The sequence below is a fragment of the Hirschia maritima DSM 19733 genome (assembly GCF_000378345.1).
GTDB classification, from domain to species: domain Bacteria; phylum Pseudomonadota; class Alphaproteobacteria; order Caulobacterales; family Hyphomonadaceae; genus Hirschia; species Hirschia maritima.
In genome coordinates, this window is sequence record NZ_KB899544.1 from 829,225 (window position 1) to 848,633 (window position 19,409).

Genomic DNA, 19,409 nt, shown 5'->3' on the forward strand with positions numbered 1-19,409 from the left:
CCTGCAGACGTGTTTAATGGTTTTGCGTTTATATACAGCAGATAGTCTTGTAAATGTATTAGTGTGCGTTCACATGTCCGTGAATACGTGCTGTGAAGTCACCATTGATGCGTCGTCTTTGGCCACGAACTCCATTATTGCGCATTTGAACTTGGGTTATAGCTGCAATATCATCAGCGCGACGCCATTTGGGGGTGTTTTGTTCAAGGTCCTCACGGGCTCGATTTGCAAACACATTTGCTCTTGGATAATCGCCTATGGCATATGCTGATTCAGCAGTAGCTAATTCAGCTTCTGCTTGTCTGCCAAGTGCGCCCAGAGCAAACGACATTTGATGCCAAGCGTAACCATTTCCGGGTTCACGGATGAGGGCCATATGTAATAATTCTTCAGCCTCTTCATTTGCTTCTTTAGTTTTTAAAGCGATCAAAGATTGAGCTAAATTCACATACAAAAGAGAATGCTTTGTGGACAATTCCAATGCACGTCTGTGATGAGGAATTGATTCTTCGAATTTTCCATTCTCATACAATATTTGACCGTATAATTCTTCAAAGTAAGGATTGTCAGGTTCAATTTCTATCAATGCAGCAATGTCTTTAAGAGCGGCTGTTTCGTCATTGTTTCTGTGAGCTGCTATCGCTCTTGCATATCTTGCAGGAGTAGACATGTCGCTCATAGGATATTTTGTATATGTTGCGCGTGGTTGAAGAAAGCCAACAAGCTTTGCCTGCATCATTTCTAATTGTTTTTGATAGATGGGAGGTAAAGGCTCTGCGTTTTCTGTGATGCTTTTAGCACGGTGGCGCAGTGCTCCAATGCGTGGCCCTGTTTCTGGGTGAGTTCTATAATATGGGTCTTGTCTTTGTGTTGAGAGAACTTCAGAAACACGAATCTTCTCCATAAACGAAACGAGTCCATCTGCAGGAATACCTGTTTGTTCAAGTAGGCGGAGGCCAGTTTGGTCTGCGGAACTTTCTTCAACACGGGTGTATTTAAAGAATGTTAGAGCCGCAGCGTGTTGGGAAGACGCCATCAACATTGCTCCAGCATCAGGAGCACCAGCAGCGATTGCCAAAACACCAAGCCCTAATGCAATCCAAGAGGTTCCAGCAGCAGATCCCATCGCTTGTGTACGTGTAATGTTGTGTCCACCGATAATGTGGCCGGCTTCGTGAGCCATTACACCGAGGATTTCTTGAGGAGAATCGGCTTTGATCAAAGTTCCCGTGTTAAAGAACATGTTTTGACCACCGGTTACGAACGCGTTTAGGCGATTGTCGTTGACTATGAAAATATCAACTTCATTTGGGTTTAATCCACCTGCCTCGAATAGAGGGCGTCCATAATCTTGCAGTGTTGTTTCAATTTCTGCATCACGAATGAGACCAAAGCCTTGGGCTTGGGCTGAAACGACAGGCGTGATTATAAGTGCGCTAGCAAGAGCCAAGGCACGTGGCAAACGTTTAAGCACGTCCATATAGACGGTCTCCTTCATACCCCCACGGTATTCAACATATTCCCAGTCTTTTGCATCATATTGGATTGATACAAAAAGAAACACCCCTGAGTTCAATCAATATTGATCAATTGTTCTCAGAGGTGTGTGTCTAACTTATGGCAATGAGGAGCCTATTTACGGTTCCACCAACCAATTCTTCGCTTTTTGGGCGCTTTCTTTTTATCCGATTTGGGCTCAATCGTGTGAAGAGAATGAAGAGCAGGCTCTTCCTCTTTTTCTTCAACAATTACATCGGCATCAGCTGATGGTTGAACTTCTTCCTTAGCGGGTGAAGAAGTTGATCTATCAGCATCAACATCAGTTGATTTCTTCTCCGCCTGAGCTGTGTCTTCAGCAGGCACAGGAGGAGTTACCTGTTCGTCTTCTTGTCTTTCCAAAGGCTCTGACACATCTGCACTATCAGCAACTTCTTGCGTGGTTTCAGTGTCCGCCGATGCAGCTTGTTCAGAAGCCGCAACATCAGCTGAAGGTGCTTCTTGTTCTGGCGCATTCTGTGGCGCTTCTTCAGCTACTTTTTCTTCAACAGCTTCAGAAGGGCTTTCGACTGCGTCTGCCACATTGTTTTCAGGTGCGTCAGAATTGGAGAACTTTTTGCGTTTGCGTCTCTTTTTGTTTCGTGAACGTCCTGTTTCGTTTGCAGATTCGTCTGACCCTGCACCTGCTTGTTCCGAGGTTTCTTGTTCTTCCTCTTCTTCGGGCGTTGGGATTGCGAGAAAGGGCGCAGATGCAATAGCATCCAACATTTCCCCCCCATCAACTGCTACATCAGGTGTACGACGACGAGGGCGACGACGGCGTGAGCGACGAGATTTGGATTTATCTTCGTTTGAAGCTTCCTCTTCCTCGTTTTCGCTATCGATGACTTCCAAGCCATCTGTCGTTTCTGAGCCGTTTTCATTCCCTCTACGACGACGACCACCACGACGACCACGGCGGCGGCGGCGGTTGTTCTCGTCAGAATCGTCAGAATCATCATCAGAATCGATAGTTTCTAATGTGTCTTCTGTTTCTTCGATATCTTCTTCATGCTTGCGACGGCGACGTTTTTTCGGTGTCGCATCAACTGGCACGATTGGTTTGTAGGCGATAATGTTGCCATTGCTTGTGGCTTCGATCGCAAAGTCACCCGGCATCATTTCCGCATCAGCAGAAATAAGAATATCTGCACCGGTCGTGGATTCCATTTTCGTGATGGAATCACGTTTATGGTTCAATATGTATAGAGCAACTTCTGACGGCGCTTGAGCTGTCACACGGTCCACTCGATCATCAGCACCGCGTTCTTCAATTGCGCGAAGCATCTGCAGTGAAGCTGATTCAATAGATCTGGTACGTCCGGTACCGTGACATGCTTTACATGGTTCTGAAGAAAGTTCCAAAACACCAGCACGCCTACGTTGACGAGAGATTTCAAACAGACCGAACTGACTGATACGACCAGTTTGAACACGAGCGCGGTCAATTGACAGACATTCTTTCATTTTCTTTTCAACGGCGCGGTTGTTTTTCGATTCTTCCATATCGATGAAGTCGATAACAACCAAGCCAGCTAGATCACGAAGACGCATTTGGCGACAGACTTCTGCTGCTGCTTCCAGATTTGTCTTAACCGCGGTAGCCTCAATATTGCGTTCGCGAGTTGCTTTCCCAGAGTTCACATCTACAGCGACTAGAGCTTCTGTCTGGTTGATCACCAGATATCCACCAGATGGTAATTGCACGACTGGCGAATAGATATTGTCGAGTTGTGCTTCTACACCTTGGGAAATGAAGAGTGGAGCTTTGTGCTTGTGTTCTATAACTTTTTGAGCGTGGTCAGGCATGAGCATGCTGATCACGTTTTTAGCCTGAACATAGGCTTGTTTGCCTTCGACGATGATATTGTCGACGTCTCGATCGTAGAGGTCTCGGATTGCTCTCAACACCAAATCGCCTTCCTCATGAATGAGGCAGGGGGCAACAGATTCTAGGGTTTGTTCTCGAATCGTCGACCATAGCCTGATCAAGTAATCATAATCGCGGCTGATCTCAGATTTTGTTCGTTTTGCACCCGCGGTACGGATGATCAATCCCATGCCTTCTGGCACAGAAAATTCACCCATAATTTTTTTCAAGCGCTTACGGTCAGCTGCATTTGCTATTTTACGGCTAATACCACCGCCACGTGCAGTGTTTGGCATTAACACGCCATAACGACCAGCTAGAGACAGATATGTAGTGACCGCAGCACCTTTATTGCCGCGCTCTTCTTTTACAACCTGAATCAAAAGAACCTGACGACGTTTGATGACTTCTTGAATTTTGTAACGACGAGTTGGTTTTTTACGTTTTCTAGGACGTTCAGATTTTTCAACCGTTTCATCATCACTGTCGGATTCATCCTCGGAAGATGGCTCCACCAATGCATCATCGGTCTTTGCAGTTAGTTCGGCTGCTTCAGCATTGCCCTCATCAGCATCATCATTTTCAGATGCTTCTGCAGTATCGGGTTCTTCTTCAGCTTCGACATCGATGGTGATTTCTTCATCAACATCGTCTTCATCCATTTGAGAGGACGCTAATTCTTCAGCAATTAATGCCTCACGATCCTCTTTGGGGATCTGGTAATAATCTGGATGTATTTCCGAAAATGCTAAGAAACCATGCCGGTTGCCACCATATTCAACAAAGGCAGCCTGGAGCGATGGCTCCACGCGAGTTACTTTTGCTAAATATATGTTGCCTCTTAATTGTCTCTTATCACGCGCCTCAAAGTCGAAGTCTTCGATTTGTCCGTCGGCGACGACAGTCACCCGAGTTTCCTCGGGATGAGCGGCGTCGATCAACATGAGCTTGCTCATGTAGGTTAGCCTCATTGTTAGTGAGCGGGGCGGCGCAGATGTTGGCGACCAGCAACCCGCGATGTCTGAATAGGGGATGCGTCGTTTGACGCTTTCCAGAGCGCGCAAAGCAGATTTTAGATTGTGATAGGGGCTGGCCCATCTTTTTCCTTATCTAGCGACTGGCTTCCTAACTATTTGGATCGGCCAGCTTCGCACGTTTGAAACTCGAATCTATTAAATGGGCAGTCTAGCGTCTTTCCGCCAATAAGGACTTGCACCATTCTATGCTGCTTAAATGCAACAGGTTACCAATTTGCATAATCTTTTTGAAAAAATAAAGACAAAGTTTGCCGCTAATTGGTGTTTAAACTGCCTTAATTCATTGTTCGTATAGGTTCAACAACTATTTTAGGCCGTTCTAGGCTATGTATTGGTGGATTTTATGCATCGTTTGTTTTTTGCACTCGGATTCATGTTTTTTGGAGTGTTTTACGGATTTGCCCATGCAGATACCGGAAAATTCGCTCGAATCACGAATGTGAGGTTTGGAGAGAACGGCGCTGCTACTCGCGTTGTGATCGATGCAAACACACCAATCGACTATGATTATTTCATTCTTTCTAATGGTGCGCGTCGTATTGTTTTGGACATGCCACGCCTTCGTTGGAGTATTGATGGGCTAACAAGTGAATCCGGAGGTGGAGACGGATTTGGTCATGTGGTGCAATATCGCTATGGGCATAATTCTCCCACAACGTCACGATTGGTATTGGATCTGGAAAGCCCTGCAGACGTCGTCAATGCGTTTCGCTTAAAGCCAAAAGGTGACAGAAAAAGCCATCGTATCGTGCTGGACCTAAAATCTGTTTCGGTAAAAAAGTTTGAAGCCAAAGCAAATGCCGAGGATAAAAAGCGGCAAAAGGCGGTTGTAAATCATAAACGCAGGAAACCTCTCATCTTTATTGATGCAGGGCATGGTGGAAAAGACCCTGGTGCAATCGGGGTAAGTAAAACCCAAGAAAAAGACATAGCCTTAGCAGCGGCTTTGGAATTACGTCGCGCATTGTTAGCTACCAAGCGGTATGATGTGGCAATGACGCGTGACACGGATGTTTTTATTGAGCTTGAAGATCGAGTAAAAATAGCAAGATCTTATGATGTGGACTTGTTTATCTCTTTGCACGCTGACGCTGGTAAAAAATCTGTCACTCGTGGTGCATCTGTTTACACGCTTTCTGCTTCAGGTGAGCAACGTTCCGACCGGCTAAAAAATTCGAACAACTGGGTTTTGGATATAGAGAAAGATGATGATCGCTCAGAAGAAGTGACAGCCATCCTCGTTGATCTTGTTAAACGGGAAACTAAAAGTAGGTCAGCTGAGTTTGCAGAGCTTCTGATACCTTCAATTACAAAGCAGAAATGGCCAACCTTGCGCAATACCCACCGTAAAGCTGGTTTTTTTGTTTTGCTGGCACCTGATGTTCCAGCAGTACTTTTTGAAATGGGTTTTATGACAAATCCATCGGATGAAGCTATTTTAACTTCTCCTCGAAAAAGAAAAAAGCTTATTAGGGGCATTGTAGATGCCGTGAATGTGTTTTTTGCAGATCAAGAATTTTACGTCGCTCAGCGATAAGCTTTAAAAGTTTTTCCAAACGCGTCATAAAGAAACCTGATTGCCGAATGATTCTTGGCAAATTGAAATTACATCACTTTATGTGCCTTTAATGATGTGGCGCGCGTATGTAGATAGGTTAGTGTAACTCATGTTTAGAAAACTGCTTTTCTTCGCAGCTTTTTGTGTCGGCCTTGCTGGGGCTGGGATTATCGGTTGGGTATATTCTATCACGCAAGATCTACCTGCGCCTAAAGAATTACGTACTTATGAGCCACCCATTACGAGCCGTGTTCATGCGGGAGATGGAACTCTAGTTGCTGAGTTTGCACGCCAGCACCGCATCTTTATTCCCGAAGAAGAGCTGCCCAAACGTGTCATTCATGCGTTTATGTCGGCAGAAGATAAAACCTTCTACGAACACAATGGTATTGATCCAAAGGGACTTGTTCGTGGTGTTGTTTTGAATGGTTTGCGTGGGAAACGCATTACAGGTGGTTCCACTATCACTCAGCAGACTGTGAAAAACATGCTGGTTGGGTCTGAACGCTCGGTTGTTCGGAAAATCCGAGAAGCTTTTGTTGCACGTAGGTTGGAGCAAATTTTCACAAAGGGAAAAATTCTCGAGCTGTACCTTAATGAGATCTACCTTGGTGGTCGCTCATATGGTGTTGGAGCCGCGGCGATCAATTATTTTGGGAAGCCTTTACGGGAATTGACGATTGCTGAAGCTGCATTGCTTGGAGCAATGCCTAAAGCACCGGGTAAAGTGAATCCATATAGAAGACCAGATGCTGCTATCGCACGTCGTAATTGGGTTATCGGCCGCATGGCTGTGAATGGTTACATCACAGAAGCAGAAGCAGAAGCAGCTAAACAAGAGCCATTAACAACTGTTGATCGCCTGAATTCAGATGAAGTACTGGCCTCTGCCTATTTCGTGGAAGAAGTTCGTCGCGATATTTTGCGACGTGCCCGTGAAGGTGAACTTAAGGGTGTCGAGTTTGATCCTTATGCAGAAGAAGCCGAACAACAAGCTGCAGCTGAGCGCTTGCTTTATGAAGAGGGATTGTCTGTCCGTTCGACATTGGATTCTCGATTTCAATTAGCGGCACAGAATGCGCTGCAAATGGGGCTAGAATCCTACGATCGTCGAACTCAAGATTATCGCGGCCCTTTCTCAAGTATCGATGATCTCGATGACGACTGGGATGAAGCCCTTTATGAAATAAAAACTCCCAGCGGATCAGGTAATTGGGAAAAAGCAGTCGTTCTCGCTGTCGACGAAGACGCTGTAAAACTCGGGCTGGAAGAGAATAAAACGACTTGGCTTGCTGAAGAAAGTCGAAATTGGGTGAAGAGCTTCAAATCTAAAGATGGAAAAACTGAAGGTTTGAAGAAGGGAGATGTTATTCTTGTCACGCAGGAATTGCCTCCAAATGTATTGGAACGCACAATTTCGGACGTAGTAGAGATCGAAGATGACGCTCCATACCATGTGCGCCAACTTCCTTCCGCTGAAGGTGCATTGGTCGCCATGGACCCTCACACAGGTCGTGTTTTAGCAATGGCGGGTGGATATTCTTTCTGGAGATCACAGTATAACCGTGCAGTGCAGGCTCAACGCCAGCCGGGGTCATCTTTTAAACCAATCGTGTATGCTGCTGCCCTTGATTCAGGCTTTACGCCGGCAAGTACGGTTTTGGATGCGCCATTTGTTATTGATACGCCTCAAGGTTTGTGGAAACCGGGCAATTACGCCGCCGGTCGTTTTTATGGTGAATCAACGCTTCGCCTTGGTATCGAAAAGTCTCGTAACTTGATGACAGCGCGTTTGGCGCAGGATGTTGGTATGGAGAAGATTGCGGAATATGGCCGCAAATTGGGCATATACCCTTATCCATCTGCGAATGCGACGGAAGAAGAAGCGCGTCGTATCCTTGGCCCACAGACTTATCTTTCTCGCACACTTGGATCTGGTGATACAACACCGATGAAAATGGCAACGGCATATGCGATGTTCGTGAATGGCGGAAAACGTATTGAGCCTGTATTCCTCGATCGTATTCAAAATCGTTATGGAACGACAATTCAACGCCGCGAAACAAAAGAATGTGTCGATTGTAATGCACCGTGGAATAATCAGCTACCACCTGTGTTTGAAGATACGCGTGAACAAGTGCTTGACCCAATTACGGCCTATCAAAGTGTTTCGATGATGGAAGGGGTGATCCAGCGCGGAACGGCCTCCAGACTTCGTGTCATAGACAAACCAGTTGCGGGTAAAACTGGTACGACAAATGATTATTTTGACTCTTGGTTTGTTGGATTTTCTCCAGACCTCGTTGCAGCCGTTTGGATTGGGTATGATTCGCCTAAAACATTGGGTGAAGGCGAATCGGGTGGACGTGTTGCAGCTCCAATATTTCGAGACTTTATGATTAAAGCGTTGGAAGATGCACCCAAAATGCCATTCCGATTACCATCTGGTGTACGCCTCGTTGAAGTAGATGCAAAAACGGGTGAGTTACCCGGCCCAGACACATTCAGCAAAATTCTTGAAGCTTTTAAACCGGGAACTGAACCGGGCGGAAATGCTGAAGATTTGGATGATTTTTTCGAAATGCAGCGCCGCCTTGCATTGGGTGAAAGCTTGCCAGCGAATGACTATGCTATAGGCGATGAGCAAGGGTATTCAAACGTGAACACAACTCAAGGTGTTTATGAGCAAGGTGATGGATTTGAAACATCAACACCAACATCCAATGAGGGCTCATTAAATGGCAATGTGGACTTGGGTGGTAACGAAACTGGATTTCCTGCACCTGAAGGGCAAGTATTTGAACCTCAACCAGAAGTTACTCCTTTTCGGGATTTGGGATTTTCCAATGATGGTGAAGGTGAAGAAATACTGGATGAATTGGTTCCTGAAGAAGAGCCAATTGAAGAAGAGCCTGAACAAGAGCTTGAATACGGCACCTATTAAGCGCTATTGCTAGCATTCTAATTTTTGCGCCCCAGTTTCGAATGATTTGGGGCGCTTGTTTATTGTCGAGAAATTTATGACACCTGAACTTCAGGCTATGGCCGATAAAATAAAGCAATCTGTTGAATTGCTAAGGAGGCGTCTTTGACTGGGATGTTGCCAGTAAAAGACTAGATGAACTGAACGCACTTTCCGAAGATCCAACTTTTTGGAATGACGCAGAAAATGCGCAAAAACTGATGCGAGAACGTACAAAAATCGTCAACGCAATGGATGACATTAAGGCGTTGGAATCTGAGGTTTCAGATGCCGCCGAAATGTATGAAATGGCTGAGTTGGAAGAAGATGACAGCCTGAAAGAAGACATTGTCGAATCAATGACAGCAGCGCTCGAGCGAGCGGAACGTGCCGAGTTGAGTGCGCTACTGTCAGGTGAAGTTGATGGCAATGATTGCTTCGTTGAGATCAATGCGGGTGCCGGTGGTACGGAAAGTCAGGATTGGGCAAATATGCTACGCCGCATGTATGTGCGCTGGGCAAATGCGCATGGCATGAAGGTGGAAGAACTAGATAGCCATGATGGTGAAGAAGCGGGCATCAAATCCGCGACTTTGAAATTTTCAGGCGAGAATGCATATGGCTGGCTAAAAAGCGAGTCAGGCGTGCATCGTTTGGTTCGGATTTCTCCATTTGATTCGAATGCAAAACGACACACGAGTTTCTCTTCAGTTTCAGTGTCACCTGTATTGGACGATACTATTGACGTTGATATTGAAGAAAAAGATGTTCGTACCGACACATACAGGGCGTCGGGTTCTGGTGGTCAGCACGTCAACAAAACTGACTCTGCCATTCGATTGACCCACGAACCAACCGGTATTGTGGTGCAGTGTCAGTCTGATCGCTCACAACATAAAAACCGTGCGTCTGCTTGGAATATGCTTCGTGCACGTATCTATGAATTAGAAATGCGCAAGCGCGAAGAAGCGGCGCAAGCCAATGCCGATGCTAAGACAGATATTGGATGGGGACATCAAATTCGATCATACGTGCTACAACCTTATCAGATGATAAAAGATCTACGCACGGGCGTGGAAACATCTGACACTAAAGGTGTTCTGGATGGAGACCTTGATAAATTCCTTGCAGCATCTCTAGCCGCCGCTGTCGGTGGTGAAGGTGATAGTTAAACAAAAAAAGGGGCCTGCTTCCAAATCGAGGGGTTAGAAAATGGAAGCAGGCAATTATGTTTCTAGGAGGCAGAAACATTCTTTTAAATCTCTAGGTGTTTGAAATATTGATGATTGCGTCTAGCCCTGCCGGATCATCTAGCGTGGCAGGCGGCTCCCATTTTTCACCATCGACTATTTGACGAATTGTCTTACGCAATATTTTGCCGCTTCGTGTTTTAGGCAGTTTTCCTACAATATGAACTTGTTTGAATGCAGCCACTGGTCCGATGGTTTCACGTACACTTGTTACAAGTTCTTTTTTGAGTTGTTCATCAGCTGTTTTATTGTTGGTCTTTAGGACAACAAACCCCACTGGCGTTTGTCCTTTCAAGGCATCTGCTGCACCAATAACAGCACATTCAGCTACACTAGGATGACTAGCGAGGACTTGTTCCATCCCACCAGTGGATAGCCTGTGACCAGCCACATTGATGAGGTCATCTGTTCGGCTCATAACATGGACGAAACCGTCTTCATCGATGAATCCCGCATCACCAGTGGAATAATATCCTTCATGTTCGGCAAGATAGCTATCGTGCATTTTATCATTGCCTTGCCATAAAGTAGGCAAACAACCTGGCGGCAGAGGTAGCTTGATAACAATATCACCCGTTTCGCCAACTGAAACAGGTTGGTTGTTTTCGTCAATAATCTGGACATCGAAGCCGGGGACTGCACGACCTGCTGCTCCATGAAGCGTGTGCGTATCACCCAAACCCATGCAGGCGGCCAAAGCAGGCCATCCAAGCTCTGTTTGCCACCAATGATCTATCACTGGTCTTTGTAGTTTTGTTTCAGCCCACTTCAAAGTATCAGGATCTGCGCGCTCTCCGGCTAAGAAAAGGGCTCTAAGGGAGGAAAGGTTTTTGCCTTTGAGGAATTCACCATCAGGGTCTTCACCTTTTACTGCGCGAATGGCGGTGGGGGCGGTGAAGAAGATGTTTACATTGTATTCTTCGATCATTCGCCAAAAAGCGCCGGGGTCAGGTGTGCCCACAGGCTTTCCTTCGTAGATAACAGTCGTGCATCCTGCCAAAAGCGGCGCATAGGTGATGTATGAGTGACCTACAACCCAACCGATATCTGATGCTGCCCAATAAACATCACCCGCTTGGGCGCCATATATGTTTTTCATGGACCAACATAGAGCTGCAGCATGCCCACCATTGTCTCTGACGACACCTTTGGGAACTCCGGTCGTACCAGATGTATAAAGAATGTAGAGCGGGTCAGTCGCCATGACAGGTACACAATCGACCTGTCGGTTGAATTGCATTTCTGTGAGCCAATCCACATCAGTTTCTTCATTTAAAGCAACGGGACTCTGTGGGCGTTCAAGGATGATGCATTTTTCAACTTTGTGTTCGCACAAAGTGAGTGCTTCTTTGAGCAACGGAGAATAGTGCACAATGCGGTTGGGTTCGATCCCACAAGACGCAGACATAACGACTTTGGGCTTTGCATCTTCTATTCGCTTTGCCAGCTCTTTTGCTGCAAAACCACCAAATACAACTGAATGAACAGCTCCGATTCGAGCGCAAGCCAGCATTGCAAAAATCGCTTCTGGCACCATTGGCATGTATATGACAACGCGATCGCCTTTAGTTACACCATATTTGACAAGCATACCTGCAGTACGAGCGACGGCTATTTGCAAATCTTTATATGTGTATTCGCGCTTTTTGCCGGTGACAGGACTATCATAGATTATAGCGACCTGCTCGCCGCGACCTGCTTCGACATGTCGATCGACCGCATTGTAACAGGTGTTCATCACACCGCCGCGATACCAGCGATAAAAAGGAGCCTGGCTGTCATCCAGAATGGTTTCAGGCGGAATCATCCAATCCACAAGTTTGGATGCTTCTTGCCAATAAGCCTCAGGTGCCTCTAATGCCTGTTGACGCAGAGTGTCTACTGATACTGGCGCATTCATATTGTTGTCCTGTCCCGAGCCCTATTTGTTTTTATTTGGTGACCCTATCAGGAAAATGAGTTCTTTTTGAATTGGGCTAAGGTCGAATGAGGCAATCGGGCGCAATTGATATGGGATAAATAAATATTGAAAGGAAACGTTGGATTGTCAGCTTTTCATTAAGGCTTGCTCGCTAATTTTGCGGGTATGAAAATTCTTGGCTTTCTCTTTTCTGTCGTACTTGGTGTACTAGGCTCTTTGAGCATTGCAGGCACTGATAAACCCATAATCACAAATGGTTCCATGCAGGTCATATCAGGTCGTGCACAAGTGACCGACGGTGATAGCTTACGCATCGGTGATGAGCGTATTCGTTTGTTCGGTATTGATGCGCTGGAAGGGAAACAAACTTGTAATTTCAGTGGTGATGAATGGGCTTGTGGTCGTTCTTCAAGGAAAGCACTTGAACGTGCAATCGGGCGCAACGCTGTATCTTGTACTGTATATGACAAAGACAAATACAAGCGTTCGGTTTCAATCTGCCGCGTAGGCGAGACAGATTTAAATGAAGGACAAGTCCGCAATGGCTGGGCTGTCGCTTACACCAAGTATTCTAAGAAATATGCGTCGGCTGAAAAAGATGCACATGCTAATCAGCGCGGAATTTGGCGTTCCGAATTTGAAAGACCAGAAGATTATCGTCGCCGGATCCGTCAGGTGAATGCTGAACGTGCGCGTCAAAACCAGTCTAGACCTGTCAAAGCTGGATGTGACATCAAGGGAAACATTTCTTCTGGTTCAGGTAATCGTATTTTCCACGTACGTGGGCAGCGTGACTATGAACGCACGAGCATTAATACCAAAAAAGGTGAGCGGTGGTTCTGCACGGAACAGGAAGCTTGGTCTGCTGGCTGGAAGAAAGCCGCTCGATAATCAGTAATCGGCATTGCTTGATTTAGAACGTAAATATTCCAATATTTAACGACATACTTGTTTTGGACAGGGGATGATTGTGCGTTCATTTGAAGAAATTTGGGATATTTCAGTACAGCGTAAAGGTAGTGAAAAAGCTTTGAATGAGCTTTTACAGTTTCCCAAAAGCAAAGAAGAAATCTCCGATACGCCTGATGACCGTTTTCTGGCTCAAATGACGAAGGGCATTTTCCAAGCTGGTTTTAATTGGCAAGTCGTTGAAAACATGTGGCCGGGATTTGAAGCCGCTTTTGAAGGCTTTGACATTTATAAATGTCGCATGTTGCATGATGAGGATTTTGATCGATTAGTGTCTGACACACGCATAGTTCGGCATGGCACGAAAATCAGGTCCGTTCAGCAAAATGCGAGCTTTATTTTTGATATCATTGCAGATCATGGATCTTTCGGAGAGTTTTTAGCTCAATGGCCTTCTGACAATTACATTGGTTTACTGGAAGTCTTAAAAAAACAAGGATCGCGTCTTGGAGGTTATTCAGGTGCCTACTTCTTGAGATTTTCCGGTGTTGATGGATTTATTCTCTCTCAAAGCGTCACTAATCGGCTGATTGCTGAAGGCATTGTTGATAAAGCGCCAACGTCGAAAAAAGCTTTGGCAGCCACGCAGGAAGCCTTTAATAAATGGCGCGAAGAATCTGGGCGTTCTCTGACTGAAATTAGCCGCGTTTTAGCAATGAGCACTGACTGATCAGGATGAAGTCTAATCCCGCCCATTGCAGTTGAGCATGTTTTTCTATATCCACGCTCCATCCAAATAATCAGGATGTCGATGAATCGTTTTATCGCTGTCCACAAACTATCCGAGATCTTTGTCCATGACTGTAAAAGTCCGTTTCGCTCCATCACCAACTGGCCGTCTTCATGTCGGAAATGTGCGTACAGCACTGATCAACTGGTTGTTCGCGAAAGGACAGGGTGGTCAATTTGTTTTGCGAATTGATGATACAGATTTAGAGCGTTCCACAAAGGAATATGAGGACGGTATCAAGGAAGATTTATCTTGGCTTGGTCTGGAATGGGATGACACTTTCAAACAGTCAGATCGTTTTGCTGAATATGATAAGGCAACCGAGAAGCTAAAAGCTGATGGCCTGCTTTACGCCTGTTATGAAACTTCAGAAGAGCTGGATCGTAAGCGTAAAATTGCTTTATCGCGTGGACGTCCACCAGTATATGATCGCGCAGGATTGAACCTCACGGAAGAAGAAAAAGCAGCTTTTGAAGCTGAAGGCCGCAAGCCGCACTGGCGTTTCAAACTGTCAGGAAACCCATGTGAATGGACAGACCTTGTACGCGGGCCACAATCTATCGATACATCATCTATATCTGACCCTGTTTTGATCCGTGCTGATGGGTCTTACTTATATACGCTTCCATCAGTCGTTGATGATATTGATGCAAACATTACCCATGTTGTGCGCGGTGAAGATCATGTAACAAACTCTGGTGCGCAGATTGAGATTTTCAAAGCTCTTGGTGGCACCACACCTCAAATGGCGCACACGCCTTTGCTTATCGGTGCGGATGGCCAAGGACTCTCTAAACGTCTTGGATCATTGTCGATTCAGCAGCTTGGGCAAGACGGTATTGAGCCAGTGGCGATTGCTAGCCTTCTTGCCAAGATTGGAACATCTGACGCTGTCGAACTGCGCGATGATTTACAGACATTGGCTTCAGAATTTTCGTTCGACAAAATTGGGCGTGCGCCAGCGCGTTTTGATGAAAAAGAACTATTGGGTCTAAATGCAGAGATCACGCACGGATTATCTTTTGAGGACGTAAAAACGCGTCTTGAAGAATTGCCAATGGGTGATCAGGCAAACGAAGCTTTTTGGACGCTGGTTTCTGAAAACCTGCAAAAGGTTAGTGAAGCGGCTATCTGGTTACCTGTATTTTTCGGCGATATATCAAAGCCTGAGCTAGAAGGGGATGATGCCTCATTCATAGCGGGAGCGGCAGCACATCTTCCAGAAGGCGAAGTTACAGAAGACACATGGAAAGAGTGGACCAACGCTCTGAAAGAAGCGACTGGCCGTAAAGGCAAGCAACTCTTCATGCCATTGCGTCTTGCGCTGACGGGTCAGTCCCACGGCCCGCAAATGAATAAAGTGATTGCATTATTGGGCCGTGAAAAATTGTTGGCGCGTCTGAGCTAATCCAGCAAAGCTAAAACTTGGCCTAGTTTTTCGATTTCGTTCTGACTTGTGTAGCCATGCACAGAGAAGCGGAAACCCTCATTGCGCTCATCAAACTGGAAATTGTGTTCTGAAAAAAGGGTTTTCGCCCTGTCTCGGTTTGTTGGCGTAACAACATGAGTTGCACCGCGAACATGACTTTCAGCGGGTGATACCTGAATTTGAACTGGGGTTTGATCAGTCAGATAATTTAGGCAGGTTTGAATGTGTTTATGCGCTCGGGGCGGTTCTATATTCTTCCATAATTCCAGTGCACTATTTGCTGTTGCAAATGGAAGAGGGGATGGCGTTCCACCAAAGAAACGCATAGCAGAATCTGCATATTTGAAATTATGGATATCCATTTCAAATGGATTTTCATGAGAAAACCATCCAACATCAATTGGATCACATTTAGATAGCATTTCATCTGAGGCGTAGAGAAAGCATGCCCCTGGACCACCGCACAAGAATTTGACAGATGTTCCAAGTGCAAAATCAGGTTGAACTTTGCTCAAATCAATTGAAACAGCACCAACTGACTGTGCGATATCAACAATGCTGACAATGTGTTTTTGGCGAGCTGTCTTACATATTTCTCTTATAGGAGAGAGCTGTGATGTATTTGAAAATGCGTGTGTTATGTGAACGATACCCACGCTTTCATCCATCGCTTCAGTCCATGTGGATGCTTTGCTAACATCTCCCTTAACAAAGTGAATTTGAAATCCCATTCGTTCCGCTTGTTTGAGGACAAAGCCAATGGTTGGGAAATCCTCTTCACTGCATAGAATAGTGTTGCGATGACCTAAATCAGGCAGCGAATAAATGACTTTTGTTAGCCCGCTGGAGATATTTGTTTGAGGACAGATATTTTGAGCTGTTGTGTTGAGGAACCACCCAATATTGGAACGAAATTGCTCTATAATCCCCATCCAATCTTCCCAAGCGTGGCCACCTTTGTTTTGCCAGGGCTGAATGAAACTGTTGGTGATGGTTGGAGGTGTCTGCTTTGGCAAACACCCTACACTGTGTGACAGGAAATAATTGTTAGGCACATGAAACAGTTCACGCATTAGTCGGACTTCTCCAGCTTGTCGCGTTTTTTACCATACATTCCTCCCCAACGATCGGTCATTTCCGCGCGAACTTGCCAAAGGTCGGGGAAGAATTTGTGTTTGATCCCCGCATTTAATATTTCCACCGGACGGCCTTTTAAAGAGTTGGCGGCCACACCTATTGAACGATAGATGAGTTGCATGTGCGCATGCCTGAATTTTTGAAATTGCTCATCAAATTCTGCCAAAGCTTCGGCGATCATGTAGGCATCGTCATGCGAATATTCGCTGTCATACACTTGCTCTAGCGTACGAGACCCATCTTCAAGATAAACATCAGTGAAAGTCTTCCACAGATCATCTGGCATTTTAAGCAGCACTCGGAAACCCGGGCTTTCTTGCCCGCTTCCATTGCCCAAGAGCAGACGAACTTCTTGATAATCCTTGGGTGACATTGTTTCAAGCAACGCCAATTGGGTGCTCATCATTTCCTGACAAATATGCACGCGGCGAAATAGGGTGAGTGCTTTAAATGAGTTTCGCTTTTGCATCTCGTCATCAATGTCGAGCAGTGTTGTTCCCATCAATTTCATCCATAATTCTTCCACTTGGTGGACGATCATGAATTGCAATTCGTCTGGATTGCAAAGTTCTTCAGGTTCTTTTTGACAAGCAAGCAAAGCTTCGGTGTTCAGATAGATTTCATAGTCTAGCTGTCCAGCACCGCGCATAAGGTCTGTGTATTTTTTTCTATCCATTGTTTCTCTCCATTCATTCGTTAGGTGGTGCGAAGAATGGAAGAAATCAGACGTGGCCAGTCAGCCAGTCTTTCAGTACGTGTTCAGCAAGAGGTACGTATGGACAGTAAGTCATCTCCAATGCGTATCAGGGAAGTAATTTGGTGTAAATGGAAAGAGACAAGTGGCGTGATTGATATAGTCTAGAATTAACCATAATTTATTTAATGCCATGAAATTAATAGCTTTTTTTATGTTGTAATTTTTGAGAATGTTTTGTAATTCGAATAATAAATCTCAGATTGTATGTTTGCTGAGAGTTCATTGGGGGAATTTATTGTGAGAAAATTTTTATCCGCATTGGCGGTGCTATTCGTTGTGCAACCTGCTGCTTTAGCTGAAATTAAACCTTATGTTGGTGGAGGTGTTTCAGTTGAAGAGGTGCCTTATAATCAGACTGAGATATCTGGTATGATTGTTGGAGGAATTGATTTCAATAAGAATTTGGGTATTGAAGGCGAGCTGCTAATCGGAGGGGAAACGAACTATGGGGCTTCGGTTTTCGCTTCAGGAAAGTTTCCTGTTTTTAAAAGTTTGAAGCTTCATGGCAGGTTAGGTGCATTTGTACACAATCGAGAAGCCGTAAATTTTTGCGGTTCGAATCGTTGTTCTAGTTATGGTAGCGGGACAGCGAACTATCTGGGAGTGGCATACGGGGTTGGCGCTGAATATCAAATTTTAGAAGGTCCTTTGAGTGCTAAGTTTGATGTCACATTTTATACGCCACTAGAGACATCAGGTGACGGGTATAGAAGAAATGATAAAGATACTTGGGACATGGTCTCAGGCAGTATAATATACCGTTTTTAGCTCGCCCATCTACCGCCATCTTTTCGGCAAAATCATGCGTGATGCTCCTAGATGAATAAATATTCATTCTGGGAGCGTACAATGAAATCATCACTGACTTTACCTCAAGCCCTTATGTTGTTGGCATTGCGTGATGATAAAGGCTCTTTGTATTCTGGATACTTTCCGCAGGCTTTGGCGGGAGCTGCGCTGACGGAATTATTGCTTGCCAAAAGCTTGGCAAGCCAGCAGCAAGCCAAACCCAAATATGGCTGCGCTGAAAATGTGGAGTTGGATAGCAAATTCCTGAACGAGATTTTGAATTACATCCGTGAAGATGGAAAACCGCGTAGCCTGAAAAACTTGGCTGAACGTATTTCTCAGAAAAGCCAGTTCATTAAAACACTCGGCAGTGAATTGTGTGATCTAGGAGCTGTCGCAGAAGAAAAATCCAAAATTCTTGGAATATTCCCAACAACGAAATGGCCAACAGTGAATGGCCGCATAGAAACTGGGTTGATTGAAGAGATTCGCAAAGCGCTCAATCCCTCGCTGCCAATCGAAGATATAGACGATAAGGTCGGTCTTTTAATTGTTTTGGCCGAGGCGGGCGGTTTCTTGAAATACAATTTGGATAAAGACTTTTACAAAGCTTCAAAATCTCGTTTGAAAGACATGAAGAACGCCGAATTCATCAACTCTAAAGAGTTTGTAAAAGTTATCAAGGACACTGAAGCGGCCATGATGTCGATCATCATCGCCGCTGCGGTTATACCTGCTGTTTCGGCGGGGTGAATGTCTTCTTGGATAGAAAGCAAGATTTTAAGAGCTATGTTTTTCTTCGAAATGATCGAAAACAACTCTGGAAGTGGCGGTTCTCTGCACAGCGTACTGATTGGCAAAGTCGTTTAGTTTTTTTGAATTTGCTTTGCTCCAGTGACGCTGGTACCAATCTACATGGTGACCGACTTCATGCAAAATGAGAGCGTCAACGTAGTATTTTCGAAGGTTGTGTAAACTAAATTTTACAACCCAATTTTGAGCTGTGCGTATGACTTCCGCATCAAATTTTTTGAATTCATTTAGTACAGAGTTATTTGGCTTTTTAGTGCCAAGAGGCATAACCATGTTTATCGGCCACGGATAAATAATTATAGCTCTGACGCCGCTTCCGCAGACAAATTCAGCAAAAGGTTGTTCTTCTTTTTGTTGTTTTTTACTTGAAGGACGACGGCACCAAATGTGCGTAAGACCTGAATATTCAAAGTCAGGAAGCGATTGAATAGATTGCCAGCATTCAGACACTGTAAGAGGAAAAAAATAACCTTTTGAAGGGTTGTCCTCGATTAAAATAGGTTTGGTTTCAAATTTAGATGGAGGAGAAAGACTATGGCATCTGGCAAAAACGTTTTCCGCTAATTTTACTTTTGCTCTACCTCCGTAGGCATCGCCAAACTTTCTGTTACGTCGCCAACGGGTTGCTTTTCTTGGCTGCCCGCTCATTCA

15 protein-coding genes are annotated in these 19,409 nt (G+C 45.2%); 9 read left to right on the forward strand and 6 right to left on the reverse strand.

Annotated features, from left to right (window positions below; all coding sequences use genetic code 11):
* Nucleotides 1–58: 58 nt before the first annotated feature.
* Both F551_RS0103950 and F551_RS0103955 read right to left on the reverse strand, forming a co-directional pair.
* Nucleotides 59–1,480 (reverse strand): M48 family metalloprotease, encoded by a 1,422-nt coding sequence (locus tag F551_RS0103950; protein ID WP_155825755.1) that lies wholly within the window; start codon nucleotides 1,478–1,480, stop codon nucleotides 59–61.
* A gap of 152 nt (nucleotides 1,481–1,632) precedes the next feature.
* Nucleotides 1,633–4,362 (reverse strand): Rne/Rng family ribonuclease, encoded by a 2,730-nt coding sequence (locus F551_RS0103955; RefSeq protein WP_018996187.1) that lies wholly within the window; start codon nucleotides 4,360–4,362, stop codon nucleotides 1,633–1,635.
* A 424-nt stretch (nucleotides 4,363–4,786) separates the two neighbouring features.
* Between F551_RS0103955 and F551_RS0103960 the strand changes: the two genes are divergently transcribed.
* The 3 genes from F551_RS0103960 (at nucleotide 4,787) to prfB (ending at nucleotide 10,135) form a co-directional block, all read left to right on the forward strand.
* Entirely contained in the window at nucleotides 4,787–5,980 is a 1,194-nt protein-coding gene (locus tag F551_RS0103960; RefSeq protein ID WP_018996188.1) for an N-acetylmuramoyl-L-alanine amidase, read from the forward strand.
* A 130-nt stretch (nucleotides 5,981–6,110) separates the two neighbouring features.
* Complete coding sequence (locus F551_RS0103965; RefSeq protein WP_018996189.1) at nucleotides 6,111–8,945, forward strand: penicillin-binding protein 1A; 2,835 nt, start codon at nucleotides 6,111–6,113, stop codon at nucleotides 8,943–8,945.
* Nucleotides 8,946–9,021: 76 nt separating this feature from the next.
* Nucleotides 9,022–10,135 (forward strand): peptide chain release factor 2 gene (gene prfB, locus F551_RS0103970; protein WP_155825757.1). Its coding sequence is split into 2 segments (ribosomal slippage): nucleotides 9,022–9,090 and nucleotides 9,092–10,135, totalling 1,113 coding nucleotides; the frame shifts between segments, so codons are not numbered across the junction.
* 91 nt (nucleotides 10,136–10,226) lie between these two features.
* Here prfB and F551_RS0103975 read toward each other — a convergent pair.
* Nucleotides 10,227–12,113, reverse strand: a complete 1,887-nt coding sequence (locus F551_RS0103975; RefSeq protein WP_018996191.1) for a propionyl-CoA synthetase — start codon at nucleotides 12,111–12,113, stop codon at nucleotides 10,227–10,229.
* 186 nt (nucleotides 12,114–12,299) lie between these two features.
* On the opposite strand from F551_RS0103975, the gene F551_RS0103980 reads away from it, so the two are divergent.
* The 3 genes from F551_RS0103980 to gltX all read left to right on the forward strand — a co-directional run bounded on the left by F551_RS0103980 (nucleotide 12,300) and on the right by gltX (nucleotide 15,241).
* Nucleotides 12,300–13,025: a thermonuclease family protein gene (locus F551_RS0103980; protein ID WP_018996192.1), complete on the forward strand. Its 726-nt coding sequence runs from the start codon at nucleotides 12,300–12,302 to the stop codon at nucleotides 13,023–13,025.
* Between the two features lie 73 nt (nucleotides 13,026–13,098).
* Entirely contained in the window at nucleotides 13,099–13,773 is a 675-nt protein-coding gene (locus F551_RS0103985) for a DNA-3-methyladenine glycosylase I (RefSeq protein ID WP_018996193.1), read from the forward strand.
* 127 nt (nucleotides 13,774–13,900) lie between these two features.
* Nucleotides 13,901–15,241: a glutamate--tRNA ligase gene (gene gltX, locus F551_RS0103990; RefSeq protein WP_018996194.1), complete on the forward strand. Its 1,341-nt coding sequence runs from the start codon at nucleotides 13,901–13,903 to the stop codon at nucleotides 15,239–15,241.
* Here gltX and F551_RS0103995 read toward each other — a convergent pair.
* Both F551_RS0103995 and F551_RS0104000 read right to left on the reverse strand, forming a co-directional pair.
* Nucleotides 15,238–16,335, reverse strand: coding sequence for an aminotransferase class V-fold PLP-dependent enzyme (locus tag F551_RS0103995; RefSeq protein ID WP_018996195.1), 1,098 nt, complete (start codon nucleotides 16,333–16,335; stop codon nucleotides 15,238–15,240). The genes gltX and F551_RS0103995 overlap by 4 nt on opposite strands.
* Nucleotides 16,335–17,075 carry a tryptophan 2,3-dioxygenase family protein gene (locus F551_RS0104000; RefSeq protein WP_018996196.1) on the reverse strand — a complete coding sequence of 247 codons (741 nt, stop codon included), beginning with the start codon at nucleotides 17,073–17,075 and terminating at the stop codon, nucleotides 16,335–16,337. Before F551_RS0104000 ends, F551_RS0103995 begins: the two co-directional genes overlap by 1 nt.
* A 36-nt stretch (nucleotides 17,076–17,111) precedes the next feature.
* Between F551_RS0104000 and F551_RS17355 the strand changes: the two genes are divergently transcribed.
* The 3 genes from F551_RS17355 to F551_RS0104010 all read left to right on the forward strand — a co-directional run bounded on the left by F551_RS17355 (nucleotide 17,112) and on the right by F551_RS0104010 (nucleotide 18,698).
* Complete coding sequence (locus F551_RS17355) at nucleotides 17,112–17,261, forward strand: hypothetical protein (RefSeq protein ID WP_155825759.1); 150 nt, start codon at nucleotides 17,112–17,114, stop codon at nucleotides 17,259–17,261.
* Nucleotides 17,262–17,393: 132 nt separating this feature from the next.
* Complete coding sequence (locus F551_RS0104005) at nucleotides 17,394–17,924, forward strand: outer membrane beta-barrel protein (RefSeq protein ID WP_169334121.1); 531 nt, start codon at nucleotides 17,394–17,396, stop codon at nucleotides 17,922–17,924.
* An 81-nt stretch (nucleotides 17,925–18,005) separates the two neighbouring features.
* A complete protein-coding gene (locus F551_RS0104010; protein WP_018996198.1) occupies nucleotides 18,006–18,698 on the forward strand; it encodes a GOLPH3/VPS74 family protein in 693 nt (230 codons plus the stop codon).
* A 27-nt stretch (nucleotides 18,699–18,725) separates the two neighbouring features.
* On the opposite strand, the gene F551_RS0104015 is transcribed toward F551_RS0104010, so the two are convergent.
* Nucleotides 18,726–19,406, reverse strand: a complete 681-nt coding sequence (locus F551_RS0104015; RefSeq protein ID WP_018996199.1) for a hypothetical protein — start codon at nucleotides 19,404–19,406, stop codon at nucleotides 18,726–18,728.
* Nucleotides 19,407–19,409: the final 3 nt, after the last annotated feature.

What these genes read in the sequence shown, in the direction of transcription:
- F551_RS0103950 (WP_155825755.1), bottom strand. Translation starts at nt 1,480, where the DNA reads ATGGACGTGCTTAAACGTTTGCCACGTGCCTTGGCTCTTGCTAGCGCA.
- F551_RS0103955 (WP_018996187.1), bottom strand. Translation starts at nt 4,362, where the DNA reads ATGAGCAAGCTCATGTTGATCGACGCCGCTCATCCCGAGGAAACTCGG.
- F551_RS0103960 (WP_018996188.1), top strand. Translation starts at nt 4,787, where the DNA reads ATGCATCGTTTGTTTTTTGCACTCGGATTCATGTTTTTTGGAGTGTTT.
- F551_RS0103965 (WP_018996189.1), top strand. Translation starts at nt 6,111, where the DNA reads ATGTTTAGAAAACTGCTTTTCTTCGCAGCTTTTTGTGTCGGCCTTGCT.
- F551_RS0103975 (WP_018996191.1), bottom strand. Translation starts at nt 12,113, where the DNA reads ATGAATGCGCCAGTATCAGTAGACACTCTGCGTCAACAGGCATTAGAG.
- F551_RS0103980 (WP_018996192.1), top strand. Translation starts at nt 12,300, where the DNA reads ATGAAAATTCTTGGCTTTCTCTTTTCTGTCGTACTTGGTGTACTAGGC.
- F551_RS0103985 (WP_018996193.1), top strand. Translation starts at nt 13,099, where the DNA reads ATGATTGTGCGTTCATTTGAAGAAATTTGGGATATTTCAGTACAGCGT.
- gltX (WP_018996194.1), top strand. Translation starts at nt 13,901, where the DNA reads ATGACTGTAAAAGTCCGTTTCGCTCCATCACCAACTGGCCGTCTTCAT.
- F551_RS0103995 (WP_018996195.1), bottom strand. Translation starts at nt 16,335, where the DNA reads ATGCGTGAACTGTTTCATGTGCCTAACAATTATTTCCTGTCACACAGT.
- F551_RS0104000 (WP_018996196.1), bottom strand. Translation starts at nt 17,075, where the DNA reads ATGGATAGAAAAAAATACACAGACCTTATGCGCGGTGCTGGACAGCTA.
- F551_RS17355 (WP_155825759.1), top strand. Translation starts at nt 17,112, where the DNA reads ATGGAAGAAATCAGACGTGGCCAGTCAGCCAGTCTTTCAGTACGTGTT.
- F551_RS0104010 (WP_018996198.1), top strand. Translation starts at nt 18,006, where the DNA reads ATGAAATCATCACTGACTTTACCTCAAGCCCTTATGTTGTTGGCATTG.
- F551_RS0104015 (WP_018996199.1), bottom strand. Translation starts at nt 19,406, where the DNA reads ATGAGCGGGCAGCCAAGAAAAGCAACCCGTTGGCGACGTAACAGAAAG.